The sequence below is a fragment of the Waltera acetigignens genome (assembly GCF_025567015.1).
Taxonomy (GTDB): Bacteria; Bacillota; Clostridia; order Lachnospirales; family Lachnospiraceae; genus Acetatifactor; species Acetatifactor acetigignens.
The window spans coordinates 74421-89035 of record NZ_JAOQJO010000017.1 but is presented as its reverse complement, the minus strand read 5'-3'; the positions used below and the strand labels follow the sequence as shown (position 1 = coordinate 89035).

Here is a 14615-nt window from a genome sequence, read left to right as displayed (position 1 = left end):
GCGGCAAGGAGATAGCATTATGAAAAGAATCACAAGAATCATTCGTCCGATCATCTGCATAGTTGTCCTTCTCGTTGCTATGACCACGGCAGTCAGGGGCTGCTATCAGAGAGAGACAGAGCCTATCGACATTCCCGGCACATCTGCGCCTCAGCCATCAGCGCCTCTCGCGGGCGAAGTTATCCCCTCGGTGGACAGGCAGACAGAGTTGGCGGAAGCCAGAGCGAAGAATCCCGACACCGTGGCATGGCTGTATATCCCAGGTGCGGAGGTGGACGACCCTGTGATGCAGGCGGAGGACAACGGCTATTACCTAAAGCTGGATGAAAACGGTGAGTACGCCATGTGGGGCTGCTATTATGCCCATTGTGAAAACAAAATCGGCGGCAGGGATAAGCTGGACAAAAACACCACCATTTTCGGCCACTCCGCCAGCAACTGCGACCCGGACGGTGTGCGGTTCACCAAGCTCTACCGTTATATGGACGTAGACTTTGTAAAGGAGCATCCGTATATCTATCTCTCTGTGGATGGTGAGGACATGATTTTCCAGATCACCGCGCTGTTCGTCACGGATATTGGCTTTGACTATATTGAGCCTGATCCCACGGGAGATGATCTGACCAGCTTCTTTGAGACGATTGCGCGGAAAAACTGGCTTGACTTTGATGGCGTGACTTTCTCCGAGGAAGATACTGTTCTGACCCTCTCCACCTGCTGCCGGAAGTATGACAAGGCCAACAGCGGTAATCAGCGGCTGGTGGTCATGGCAAAGCTGCTGCCGGAGGGCGCAACCGCACAGGAGTTCAGCGTATCCCTTGTGGATAGTCCTGAAATGCCCTAAAAGAAATCAGAATACGACGATAACAGGACACCCATCCTTGCGGTACTGAAAAGCAGCGTATGATATAGGGAAAACGGCGGCCGCCCCGTACAGAGCAGCCGTGGTTTTTGCTGTCCCTACATTTAATAGGTTGCCAAAATAATTTGATCAAAAAACATCGACATCCCTTGCTCTACACGCTATAATATAGATAATCTAATAAGAAAACAGTGTTATCATTACTGCTACAGATGGAATGGTAGCCATATTTATGAAAAAATCATTGGAACGGAATGGCTGAACCCTCAGGGTGACAATGTCAGCGATTTGACAGCGAAAACCATTTTTCTCAGGTGATTTTCCGTTTTCTTATTTTGACAGAGATTTACAAAATAGTCAGGAAAATCAAGGCTTTCCTTGACTCATATTTACTTAAAATAATCGTTGTTCCCAGTGTGGACTCGAGCTCCTAAGCACTAGTTGAGGGTTCGATTCCCCCTGGGAACAGTCAAATTTTGCAACAATGATGACCACAATTCATTGTTGCTTTTTTTTATTTATAGGTGCTTACGAGCACCGAATGCCGCGACAACGAGCGTGTAACGCGAGTGAGTTCAGGGAAAAGGAGAGAATGCCTATGGCAGAAAAAAACAGACGAACGAGTTACGGATGAAAAAGTGGTAGAAATTGAAATGGAAATTTTCTAAATATGTGCCACAAATCTTGAAAAAATCTTGATTTGTGGCATAATAAATATATATTTTGATTTGGAGATGATGTTATGTATATAAAGCGTGAAAGATATCTAAGCAAAATAAGACCATTTTATGATGTGGATTTAATTAAGGTTCTGACAGGTGTTAGAAGATGTGGAAAATCTATATTGTTAGAGCAGATTAAAGAAGAATTTATTGAAAATGGGTTTGATAGAGCGCATATTATTACCATTAATTTTGAAGATTTGCAATTTGAAAAAATAAGAACTGCAGAAAAACTTAATTCCTATGTGAATGAGCAAATCAAGGATCATGACAAATACTTGATTTTTTTAGATGAGATTCAGCATGTCAGGAGCTTTGAAAAGGTTTTAGCTTCCTTTCGGGCAACATTAAATTGCTCAATTTTTATTACTGGAAGTAATTCGAAATTGCTATCCGGCAAGATGGCAACATTGTTGGTTGGAAGATGTGTTGAATTTAGAATAATGCCATTTTCCTTTGCCGAAAGCTACGAATATGCTACAGCTATAGGAAGAAATATATCTCCGGATGAGTTTATGATTGATTATATCAATTGGGGTGGCTTCCCTTTGCGTTTTTCGTTTACAAAAGAAAGTGATATTAAGAGATATTTGGAGCAGACATATGAAGGTATCTTAGATAAGGATATTATTACTGACAGATCAAAGGTTAATAGACAAAACTTTGAAAGAGTAGCAACATATATTATGGCAAATGCAGGAAAGGAATTTTCCAGTAAAAATATAGAGAACTATTTTATACATCAAAATGCAGATACTTTGGATAAAAAGACGATATACAGATATCTTGATAAAATGGAAAAGGCTTGTCTAATTGATCGTGTAAAAAGATTTAATATTGTAGGAAAACAGGCAATGTCGTATATAGAGAAGCAATATGCGGTAGATACTGGTTTTCGCATGATAAATACAAACTTAGTAAATTTTGAGGATACCTTTTTTCTTGAAAATATAATTTATAACGAGCTAAAAGCAAGAGATTATGAAGTCTTTACAGGAAAAACATATAAGGGTGAAATTGATTTTGTTGCAATAAATGGAAGAAAGAAATGTTTTATTCAGGTGGCATATTATTTGGCTGGCAAGGAAACGATTGAAAGAGAGTTTGGTGCTTTTAAGCCAATTAGTGATGCATCACCGAAATATGTGTTTTCATTAGATAGATTTGATTATTCAAGAAATGGAATTGCACATATCAATATTGTTGATTTTCTTTTGGGTAAGAAGGATATTAATTTATCATAACGCCACAAATTAAGAAAAAATTTAAAATTGTGGCTTCTGGAAAAAATCATATAAAAGGGCCAAAGAAACGGACGCCAGAAGATGATGAACATTTCAGCGAGTCATTTGAGAGGATGATACGCATGGCAATTCAGAACAGAGAAGGAGAAAACAATGGCAAAGAATGTCTGAGTACTCTGATTGAGTTTTTGAAAGCGACGTCTTGCACATACTATTAGCAGACAGTATAATAAATACATCGAAGCAGTTTCAAAAAATGAAAAATATTCGATTTTTGAAAGTGGGTGACGATATGAAAACAATTACAAGAGCAAAGTATCTCGACAGAATCATTGAACTGAATGGTACTCCTGACATCAAGATTATCACGGGCATTCGTCGATCCGGTAAGTCCAAGCTGATGCAGGCGTATATTGAGTATCTGAAAAGCCATTTTGAAAATATCAATATTATCTTCATTGACTTCATGGATTTGGCGTATGAAGAAATCAAGGAATACCATGCCTTACACGCTTATGTGGAAGAACATTATCAGGAAAGTAAAACGAACTACCTGTTTGTAGACGAGGTTCAGATGTGTCCCAAGTTTGAGTTGGCAATCAACAGCCTGTACTCTAAGGGAAAATATGACATCTATGTAACCGGCTCCAATGCTTTCCTGTTGAGTGCGGATCTGGCAACTCTGTTTACCGGACGCTATATTGAAATTCATGTGTTTCCTTTCAGCTTCCAGGAATATTGCCAATATTATGATGATGTTAGTGATAAAGATAAGCTCTTTGATGATTACGCTATCAAGGGCGGTTTAGCAGGTTCTTACGCTTACAGAACCGAAAAAGACAGAACAAACTATATCAAAGAGGTCTACGAAACGATTGTTACAAGGGATTTGGTGCAAAAATATGCGCTCCCGGACTCTTTGGTTTTACAACGTCTGAGCGAGTTCCTTATGGATAATATCAGCAACCTGACGTCTCCTAATAGGGTCAGTCAGCTGCTGACAGCAAATGAGACTCCAACCAATCATGTAACCGTCGGCAAGTACATTAAGTATTTGTGCAATGCTTTTGTATTTTATGATATTAAGAGATACGACATCCGAGGCAAGAAATACCTTGAAAGCTCTGAAAAGTTCTATTTGTGTGACAGTGGTATTCGATATGCAATACTGGGAAGCAGAAATATGGATTACGGCAGAGTATATGAAAATATTGTTTGCATTGAATTTCTTCGCCGTGGATACGATGTCTATGTCGGCAAGCTCTATCAAAAGGAGATCGACTTTGTTGCTCAGAGAGGCAGCGAGAAGATTTATATTCAGGTCAGCGACAACATTTCCGGGCAGGAAACATTTGAGAGAGAATGCTCTCCTCTGCTTCAGATCCGAGATGCTTATCCGAAAATGATTATTGCCAGAACCAAACATCCAAAATATAGCTATGAAGGAATCGAAATCCATGATATAGCCGATTGGCTGCTACAAGAATAAACAAGGCGAAATATCTCCGTCATTCTCTTTTGAAATGATGGAGATATTTTTATGTTGATGGAGATTCAGGGCCAGGAAACTGTGTCAGATTGCAAAAATCCTTTCCGAACTTTTTACATAGCAGTCATGCACTTCGGTGTGTGGCTGCTTATTTGCATCTATGCTATCAAAATCAAACAAAAATGATCTGCATAGCAGTTTGCTATGCAGCGTGTCTCATCCTTTGGGATGATTTACATTTCGAAACAGACTCGTATAATATAATTCGAGACAGATTACGAAAGACTTATGGCAATCTCGCTCTGTATCAAAGGGAGGAAAGAAATGACCAAAAATATTATCATAAAGACCTCCGTTCAGAAACGGTTTGACAGCTTCATGGCGCATGGCAGAGTCCTTTTTTTCAGCGCACCCTGCGGCTTTGGAAAGACAGTACTGGCGGACGCACTGCTGCGCGGTCGGAACGTGCTGCGGCAAAGTGCAGCAGACCCAGACTGCGCAATCCCACCGTCAGCGCAGGATTGGGACATTCTGCTGATTGACGATCTTCAGTTCATGCAGGAGGAAGCCGGGCAGCAGGCTCTTTGCGAACTGATTCGCTCAAGTCCGGAGCGCCGTTTTGTGCTGCTCTCGCGCGGTGTGCCGCCCGGCTGCCTGACGGCGTTTCAGTATACGGGGCTGATGACAGTGCTGGAGGCCGACGACCTGCTTTTTGATGAGGGCGATGTGCGGCGGCTGTTTCAGCTTTCGGGAGTAAACGTAACAGATAGCGAGATTGATGGAATTTTGAAAGAATCCGTGGGCTATCCGTTGGGTGTGGCCATCACGGCGCGGTGCATGTCCCCGGACAAGCCGTGGACGCCGGAGCTGGTGGCGCGGGTGTTCTACGAGGTGTTCCTCTACTTTGAGACCGCCATCTACCGGCGCTTTGACCTGCCGGTGCGGCGCTTCTTGTTGGAGCTAGCCCCCTTTGAAAGTTTTGACCTGGAAATGGCGCGGATGGTCAGCGGTGATCCCCGTGCCGGCGAACGGCTGGACTGGATTTTTCGATACACTACTATGCTGCGCTACGACGACTGCCAGCGCTTCCACTTCTGGTCGGGTTTCCGGGCTTTTCTCCTTTGGGAGATGGAACGGGAGTATACCGAGGAAAAGCGCAAAGCGCTCATCGGCCGGGGCGGGCTGTACTATGAGCTGAAGGAAGACTACGCCCACGCCCTAGAATGCTACACCAGCGGCGGTGACCATTCCAAGGTTTCCGAGCTGCTAGTGCGTAATGCAGAACTTCACCCCGGCATGGGGCACTATGCCGAGATGGAAAAATACTACCGCAGCCTGCCGGAGGCGGAAATTCTCGCATCCCCCTCTCTGATGCAGGGCATGAGCATGCTCTGCGCGCTGGTCATGGATTACGAAGGCTCGGAGCGCTGGTATGGCGAACTGCAAAAGTTTGTCGAACACTGCGGCAGGCAGGACGCCGCCGGAAAGCAGGCGCGCGGCCGCCTTGCATGGCTGGACATCTCCCTGCCCCAGCGGGGCGTGAAGGGTCTGACGGAAACCATCCCCGCCGTGTTCCGGCTTCTGACGAACAAAGAGGTGGCGCTGCCGTCCTTCTCCGTCACGAGCGCGCTGCCGAGCATCATGAACGGTGGCAAGGACTTTTCCGAATGGAGCAAAAAGGACGACCTGCTCTACAAAACCCTCCGTCTCCCCGTGGAGGCAGTACTGGGGCGGGACAGTGTGTGTCTTGCCGACTGCGCCATTGCCGAGAGCAAGTTTGAAAAGGGCGAGGACGTCGCCGGCCGGATGCTGTCCCTTCTCCCGCAGATGAACGAGGTCCGCAACCACGGCACGTCGGACATGGAGTTCGCCGTCAGCGGATTGCTGGCCCGCAGCCAGCTGGCAAACGGGCAGCCCACCGACGCGCGGCGCACCATCGAGGTGCTCCATGAATGCTTTGTCGAGCGCGGTTTGACTCGCTTTCTGCCCAATATGGACGCCATGCTCTGCCGTATTGACATGCACACCGGCGACCTTGATGCGGCGGATGCGTGGTACCGGGAAAAAGCCCCTTGCGAACCAACGCACCTGAATGTCATGCGGCGCTACCAGTATCTCACGCAGGCAATGGTGGAAATTATGCAGAACCGCCCGGACGCCGCTTTGCTGACGCTCTCACCCATGGAGCCGTACATTCAAAACTGCGCCCGCATCATCGACGGCATTCACCTGAATGTCCTGACTGCCATCGCCCTGCGCCGCAAGAAGGATGAGCGGTGGCGCGAGCGATTGACGGCGGCGCTGGGCGCGGCGGCAGAGTACCGATTCATCCGCACCGTCAGCGTATACGGCACGGCAGTGCTGCCGCTGCTGGGGGCACTGGAATGGGATGGCGACAAAAAGTGGTATAAGCAGTTAATGGCGGCGGTGCGGATGCAGGCGGCGTTCTACCCGCATTTCCTCGAACCCCGCCTTGCCCCCGGCGAGGAGCTGACGCCCACGGAGCTACAAATTCTGCATCTCATCTGCGCGGACAAGTCCAACGCCGAGATTGCGCAGATCATGGACGTGAAGCTGCCCACGGTGAAGACCCACGTCAGCCACATTCTCGACAAGCTGGACGTGAAGCGCCGGGCGGAAGCCAGGACAGCCGCAAAAAAGCTGTGGCTCATTCCGGATGATCTATAAAAGCTGAGCCTGTGCTTGAACGGGCTGAATATAAACCTTATACATATATCCTAAAGGAGAATCTTATGAAAAAACGAGTATTGAGTATGTTCATGGCGCTGGCGCTGTGTCTGACGCTCCTGCCCGCACCCGTGCGAGCGGCGGAGGATACGCCGGAGAGCGGCGCCATCGTGCAGCAGGAGCGGCAGGAGGAAATTTCGCCCGCCGTATCCGAACAGGCTGGAACGAATGAGGAAGAGAACGGTTCAGAGGGTGACCCGCAAAATACCGGTACCCCTGACGCCGGTGGCGCTGAGGACAGTAAAGCAGATGCGCCGGAGAGCGGCGAGGATGAAAACGCCGGGAACAATGCGGACGCGGCGGTATCCGCTGTGCAGACGATGATCGATGCGCTGCCCATCGTGAGTGAGTTGGACGGCATGACCGCCGACGAGCTGGACGCAGCTTATGACGACATTCAGGCGGCGTATGATGCTTATGAAGCACTGAACGCAGAGCAGCAGGCGCAGATCACCGGCGCAGACTTCGAGGCGCTGCTCGGCTGGTTCAACAGCCAGACCGCGCTGTTGGCGGACGCACAGTCCGGCGAGCATACCCACTGTGTCTGCGGCAAGGACAGCGGTACAACGGTCATACCCATAACAACAGCACAGCATGGACGGCAGCCGATTCCCTGCCTAATTCTGCGGGCAGCTATTATCTGACGCGGTCTGTGTCGGGGAGCTGGGCTGTGCCAGAAGGCGAGGTCAACCTCTGCCTGAACGGGCAGACGATCAACGGCAAAATCACCATCGGCAGCGGCAGGGTTCAAGGCGAAGTGACCGTCAACGGCGGCAAATTTGAACTGTACAGCGGCACGATCACCGGCGGCGTGCAGGTCGGTATAAAGGGCAGCGCCTATCAGACCGGCTCGTCCTTTACCATGTATGGTGGAGAGATTACCGGTAATAAAGCAGGCAGCGGCGGCGGTGTGTTCCTTGTCGGCACGACGAATCAGACCGACCCGCCAAGATTCACCATGCATGGCGGAACCATTTCCGATAACACTGCGGGTGCGTCTGACGGCGGTGGCGGCGGCGTATATGTGGGTGAGAAGTGCAGCTTCACCATGGACGGCGGAGCCATCACCGGCAACAAGGCGACCGCCGGCAACGGCGGCGGGATCTATATCCACTTTAACGCCGGCACAGTTTCGATCTCCAACGCCACGATCACCGGCAACAAGGCGTCCGCCACGGGGAATACAAGTTATGGCCACGGGGGCGGCATTTATTCGGAGAGAGGGGTAACCGTCGAGAATGTGACGATCACCGGAAACAACAGTACCTTTGAGGGCGGCGGCATCTATGGAAAGGGCGCTATTACCCTCACCGATGCTACCGTTACCGACAACTCTCAATATGACGTTTACTACGACGGAAGGGAAAGCAACACTCCTGAGCTCACTATTTCCGGCTCGGTGAAGGCCGGTTATTACGCCAATGAAGCTTGGAAGCTGCCCATTCTTGTATCAGGCGCATTGAGAGAGGATTCGGTCATCCGTGTGGGCGTGCGTGAAGGCATAAATCTTGGGGCCATCGCCGAACCGGCAAGCGGCGTGACGCTCAGCGCCGAGAACTTCAAGGCGGACGCCGCCGACTGCGTGACCAGCCTGGGCGATGACGGCAAGGTCTATCTTGTGCCCTGCACGCACGAGATGGACGATACCGGCTACACCTGCAAGAAGTGCCATACGCAATTCGACGCGCGCGTGGGCGATAGCGCCTATTATCAGACGCTGACGAAGGCGTTTGATGCAGCCAGAGGCAACACCGTGACGCTGCTGCGGGATGTGACACTCGCAGGAAATTGCTCTTCTTCTTACACCTACTCAGCGACGCTGGATCTGAATGGCAAAACTGTCAGCAGCGAGCGTTATTACATTAGCGTCGGAGGTGGGAACAAACCCAGGACTCTGACGGTCAAGGATTCCGGAACAGGCGGCGGAACGCAGGCGCTCGATGTCACGTTTTACGTTTCCTCCAACGGAACGCTTGCAGTCGGCGACTCCTACACCGGCAAGATTTCGCGCGTGGAGCTGCAGGCCGGCGGCGCATTGGAGCGCTTTGGCGGCGAAATCGGCGAGTTGGTATTAAGCAATGCTGCGGCTGGCTCCACAAGTACGGGCTACAATCTGAAGCTGTGGAATGGCAATACAAACGCCTGCACCATCGGCAAGATCACGGACAGCACGAAGAGCAAGAGCCTCACCGTTCAAGACCTGCTGAAAACCAACCATGCAAAGTGCGAGCTGTACGGCGAAAAGGACGGTACATGGAGCATCGTTGATAAGAGCGCTAAAATTGTGGACTTGACCGGCTATACAACGTACAAGGTGCAGTTCCCGGAGTGCGTCCATCAGTGCGCCGATGACAGCAACCCCGTGTGCTCTGTGTGCCACAAGGACCTGTATACGAAAATTACCGCCCAGAGCACCGACGGCACGACCAAGACTGCCTACTTCACGGAAGACAGTGCGCTGGAACACGGCTATGTAGAGGCCATCCAGACCTTGAACGGCTGGAGCAATGAGGGCTGCACCGAGCCGACGCTGACCCTGCTGCGGGATATGTATGCTTTCGGCACCTCCATGCCGCTGACCGGCACGCTGACGCTGAAGGGCGGAACGCACACCGCCAAGAATGTGACGGTCGCTAAAAACGCGGACGTGACCTTTGCCAGCGGCAGCTATAAAGGTGCGACCATCGACGGCACGGCGACGGTGAAGGAGGGCGTCACATTTACCGACGCCTCCGTCGAGGTGAACGGTACGCTGAACGCCAAGGGCGGTACCTTCACTGGTAATGTCAAATTCAACGGCAGCAGCATCGCGAACATCAGCGGCGGCAGCTTTAATAATGAAAAGAAATATGGCGGCGTTACGTTTGACTACAATGTCACGGGGACGATCACCGGCGGCACGTTTACCTTCGCGGATTTTTACACCACCAAAGTCAAGCTCTCCGGCGGCACATTTACGATGATCAAAACCAACGGCGACCGCAAACTCGCCGACCTGCTGGCGGAGGGCGCGGCGTATTACGGAGCAAGTGATAATCAGGCTGTGACCAATGATAGAGTGAATACGCTGGAAAATGTCAAGGTCGTGTCGCATACGCACAACGGCGGCACGGACGGCAAGGGCATTTGCAGTGTCTGTAAGAAGCAGATGGCGGCGTCGCTGACCATCGGCGACAAGACGAGCTGGTACACGGCCTTTGCCACTGCCATTGAGGCGGCGAACGCGGCGGACGGTGCAAAGACCATCACGCTGTATCAGAATGTGGATGACACTGTCAACGGGAAGCGGACCACCTATGAGCTGACCCGCGGGCCGGTGACGCTGGCGACCGGCGGGAAAACGGTCGATGGTGTGGACCTCATCGCCAAGGGCATTTCTCTGACGGTCACGGGCAGCAACGGAGGCTTCTATGTGACGGTGGACGGCAAAGACGCGGAATTGACCGTCAAGGACAAGGATACGAAGCTCGCCATTGTCACGGCGAAGAACGGCGGAAAGCTTTCGCTGAGCAACGGCACCTTCAGCCGTGTGGCTGTAAAGGACGACGGCAGCAGCGCCAGCCTCAGCGGCGGCAGCTACGGCGCGATCACGAGCGATGCCGGCTATGTCAAGCCCTACGCGCTGCTGGCGAAGGGGTACGCTTACAAAAAAACAACGGATAATGAATGGCTCCCCAACGCCAATTCAATCCCGTCAAAAGTCACCGTTGAAAAAGCCCCCTTCGCGGTCGAAAAGATCTATCCGAATAGCGATACGAACTACACCGGAAGCTCGGCGTTTGCGACGGACGGCAATATCACGCTGACTGCGGTAATCGCGTCCGAGCCCGAAACGGAGAACGTCACCTACTACTACTGGTGGGAGCTGTTTAACGAATCAGAAAACGACTGGACCACGAGTTTCAAAAAAGTTAATACTGCAACGCATACCGGCGAGAAGAGCAAGACGCTCACAATCTCCGGGCTGCCCGTAGACAAGAGCTATCAGTACCACATTTACGTCCAGTGCAGCAACGGCTACAATTGCTACAGCGAGCCGTTCACCGTGACCCAGCATCAGCATAGCTGGACGTACACGGCAAGCGGCGCGACCATCACCGCGAAGTGTACGGCAGAGGGCTGCTATCTGACCGACGGAAACGGCGGCAGCGTGACCATTGCGGCCCCCGCCGAGCTGACCTACAGCGGGGAAGGCAAACCCGCCACGGTGACTGCAAGCAGCGATTGGCAGGGTCCGGCGGCGAGTGGGATCACCATCAGCTACATAAAGACGGGCACGTATGGTCAACAGATGTTGGAAAACGGCGCGCTCCCCACCGACGCGGGCGAGTACACCGCCAGCATCACGGTGGGCGAGGGTAACAAGGCTGCCACTGCCAGCGTGGAGTATACCATTCAGAAGGCTAATCCGGTGGTGACCGAATGGCCGACGCTTTCTGCATCGGTTTATGTCAACAGTGAAGCGACCCTCACCGGCGGCAGCGGCGAAGGCACCTTCGCTTTCAAGGCAGGTGCTGCGAAATCTTGGGACAGCGCAGGCAGCAAGACCACCACGATTGTGTTTACTCCCACAGATACCAATAATTACAAGGAGCTGACTCAGGACTATAACGTAACGGTTGTCAAGCGTACGGTAAAGAGCTGCCATACGCTGACTGGCATTACGGACAAGCCCTACGGAACGGCGCTGGAAGAGCTGGGACTACCCGAAACCGTGACGATCACCACGGAGGACGGCAAAACATTTGATAAGATCCCCGTCACATGGAGCGGTTATAATCCGAATACGCTGGAGGAGCAGACGCTCACCGGAACATTAGATCTTACTTCGATTGCTAACGAGGTGGAGCAGCCCGGCATGCCTGTGACGGCGCAGATCAAGGTCAAACTCACGCAGAAGAACTTCAGCGGCATTTCGCCTGAGGCTTATGATGGTGTGTATGACGGTAAGGCGCACGGAATCACCCTCACCGGCGTGCCCAGTGGCGCAACCGTAAAATACGGCGAAAGCGCAGATAGCTGCACACAGGACAGCCTGACCTACACCAACTTCACGAATGGTCCAAAGATCGTATTTTATAAGGTCTCCCAGTTCGGCTATGCGGATGCTTCCGGCTCCGCCTGGGTAAATATTACCAAACGCCCACTCACCGTTTCCAGCATCACGGAAAATAAGACCTATGCGTATGCTTCCGGTTCAGACGGTAAGGCAATCGGTGTGAATATTGCAGGAAAGCTTCCGACGGATAGGGGAACTACAGCATATGCGGTTGCAAAGACAGATACAGAGAAGCTTTTAAGTGAGGTAACAGTCGATACAGCCGGAAATCTGACCTATAAAGTAAATCAGGTAGATGCGTCCAAGGTTGGAAAGACAGCAATTATCACGGTAACAGCTTCGATGGAGAACTATGCGAATGCTGGATACACGCTGACGATTAGTATTACAGATAAGAAGACGGTAGAGATTAAGAGCGGAAACACCGTATCTGTAGATGGAAGCAATGCGCTGACCTATGGGGAAAAGGTTTCAAAGCTGACACTTGGAAATACCGTTTTTGTGGAAGCCGGTACAGATGATGTGATAGAAGGTATTCTTTCATGGAGCAATCCGGACGAGATACCGGCAGCCGGAACCACACAGGCGGGCTGGGTATTCAAGCCGGCAGACAGTACGTATTACGCGGAACTTACCGGAACAGCAGCCATCACAGTAGCCAAGGCAACTCCGATAGTTGTAACAGTACCAACCGTTGCAGAGCGTGGATACAATCCGGATGCTGCGCTTACCGGTTCAGATATAACAGGCGGAAGTGTGACAGGGGCAGATGGCAATTCACTTGCCGGAACATGGAGCTTTACAGGAACGAACATCATTCCGACTGTAAACAACAAAGGCTATCAGGCAGTATTTACACCTGATGACACAAACAACTACAATACAGTAACTAGAACAATAACAGTTACGGTCAATAAGGCAGCGAAAGCTCCAAACATGCCGGAAGCTGCAATGACACCGGCACACAGCACAAAGAAGGTTGGCAATATTACACTTCAGGAAGGATGGAGCTGGCAGGAGGCAGATAAGGACACGGTGCTTGCAGATGGTGTGGCTGTGACGGCGACTGCGGTTTATATAGGAGCTGACAAGGGAAATTATGAGACAGAAAGTGTAAGCATTACGATTACAAGAAGAGAATGTGATCACACGCACACTGAAATACGGAATCAGCGGGAAGCGACCTGCACGCAGACCGGATACGCAGGAGATACCTATTGTACGGACTGCGATAAACTTATGAGTACCGGAAAAGAGCTGGCAGCATTGGGACATGATTATAAAGCAACCGTAACAAAGCAGCCGACGACAACCGAGGAAGGAGTCAGAACCTACACCTGCACCAGATGCAGCAGCAGCTACACAGAGAGCATTGCGAAGCTGCCGGAGGAACAGCACACTCACAACTATACGGGAAGCATTACGAAGGAGGCAACCTGTACAGAGGCAGGGGTAAGGACATACACCTGTTCCTGTGGAGACAGCTACACGGAGAATATTCCGGCAACAGGACACAGCTATGTATCAAAGGTGACGAAGGCTGCAACGACAACAGAGGAAGGCATCATGACCTATACCTGCTCCAAGTGCGGACACAGTTACACACAGCCGATCGCTAAGATCAAGTCCGATGACAGCAGCAAGGATAATGGCAGTCAGAACCGGAAACCGCAGACTGGCACAGACAATGGTAATCAGAATCAGAAGCCACAGCCTGATACGGATAATGGTAAGGACAACGGCACTTCAATTAAGCCATACATCAAGGACGACAGCGGCAAGGAAGGCTGGGATGTTATCAAGCCACAGCTTGAAGAAGCTAAGTCAGGCGATACGGTAACAGTTGCCATGAACGGAACGACTGTAGTACCGAAGGATGTAATTGACAGTATCAAGGGCAAGGATACAACACTTGTTCTGGATATGGGAAATGGTCTTTCCTGGAAGATTTTTGGAAAGGATATTACTGATGCAGCTGGAGATATTGATTTTGATGTGACAGTCGGAGCCGACGCCGGAAAATCCATTCCTGTGGATGTGATCAATAACGTGACCGGGGAACATTCTTCCTTGAATCTGACTCTTGCTTATGACGGAGAGTTTGGATTTGCAGCCACACTGACCGTCAACATGGAATCAAAGAATGCAGGACTGTATGCGAACCTGTTCTACTACAATGAACAGACCGGAGAACTGGAATTTATCAGTGCCGGACAGATTGATCCGGATGGAAATGTGGAACTTGTATTTACCCATGCATCAGATTACACGATTGTTGTTGATACCAAGATTATGAGTGATAACGGTCAGGCAGACAACAAAGCTGATGAAACCATTCCTGCGTCTAAGACAGATGACAGCACTTCAAAATATACATGGAATAATACGATAATCATTATTATAGGTATCTGTATTATGCTGATTGTTATTGGAGCCGTATTCTATGTAAGGAAAAAGAGTGGTTCAGAAGAAAAATAATGATGATTTCATA

At 50.3% G+C, this 14615-nt stretch carries 6 protein-coding genes and 1 pseudogene; all 7 read left to right on the top strand.

Annotation, left to right across the window (positions count from 1 at the left end):
* Window positions 1-19: 19 nt before the first annotated feature.
* The 7 genes and pseudogenes from OCV96_RS15285 (at window position 20) to OCV96_RS15255 (ending at window position 14602) form a co-directional block, all read left to right on the top strand.
* A complete protein-coding gene (locus OCV96_RS15285) occupies window positions 20-844 on the top strand; it encodes a class B sortase (protein ID WP_172594834.1) in 825 nt (274 codons plus the stop codon).
* Between the two features lie 760 nt (window positions 845-1604).
* Window positions 1605-2828, top strand: coding sequence for an ATP-binding protein (locus tag OCV96_RS15280; RefSeq protein ID WP_119624241.1), 1224 nt, complete (start codon window positions 1605-1607; stop codon window positions 2826-2828).
* Between the two features lie 32 nt (window positions 2829-2860).
* Window positions 2861-3046 (top strand): annotated as a pseudogene (locus OCV96_RS19750) (hypothetical protein); the annotation flags it as partial.
* A 38-nt stretch (window positions 3047-3084) separates the two neighbouring features.
* Entirely contained in the window at window positions 3085-4317 is a 1233-nt protein-coding gene (locus tag OCV96_RS15270; protein WP_262594851.1) for an ATP-binding protein, read from the top strand.
* A 324-nt stretch (window positions 4318-4641) separates the two neighbouring features.
* Complete coding sequence (locus OCV96_RS15265; protein ID WP_172594833.1) at window positions 4642-7005, top strand: helix-turn-helix transcriptional regulator; 2364 nt, start codon at window positions 4642-4644, stop codon at window positions 7003-7005.
* An 11-nt stretch (window positions 7006-7016) separates the two neighbouring features.
* Entirely contained in the window at window positions 7017-7709 is a 693-nt protein-coding gene (locus tag OCV96_RS15260) for an ICP22 family protein (protein WP_145985632.1), read from the top strand.
* Window positions 7710-7735: 26 nt separating this feature from the next.
* On the top strand, window positions 7736-14602 hold the full coding sequence (locus OCV96_RS15255) for a right-handed parallel beta-helix repeat-containing protein (protein WP_262594850.1): 6867 nt from the start codon (window positions 7736-7738) through the stop codon (window positions 14600-14602).
* Window positions 14603-14615: the final 13 nt, after the last annotated feature.

What these genes read in the sequence shown, in the direction of transcription:
- OCV96_RS15285 (WP_172594834.1), top strand. Translation starts at nt 20, where the DNA reads ATGAAAAGAATCACAAGAATCATTCGTCCGATCATCTGCATAGTTGTC.
- OCV96_RS15270 (WP_262594851.1), top strand. Translation starts at nt 3,085, where the DNA reads ATGAAAAATATTCGATTTTTGAAAGTGGGTGACGATATGAAAACAATT.
- OCV96_RS15265 (WP_172594833.1), top strand. Translation starts at nt 4,642, where the DNA reads ATGACCAAAAATATTATCATAAAGACCTCCGTTCAGAAACGGTTTGAC.
- OCV96_RS15280 (WP_119624241.1), top strand. Translation starts at nt 1,605, where the DNA reads ATGTATATAAAGCGTGAAAGATATCTAAGCAAAATAAGACCATTTTAT.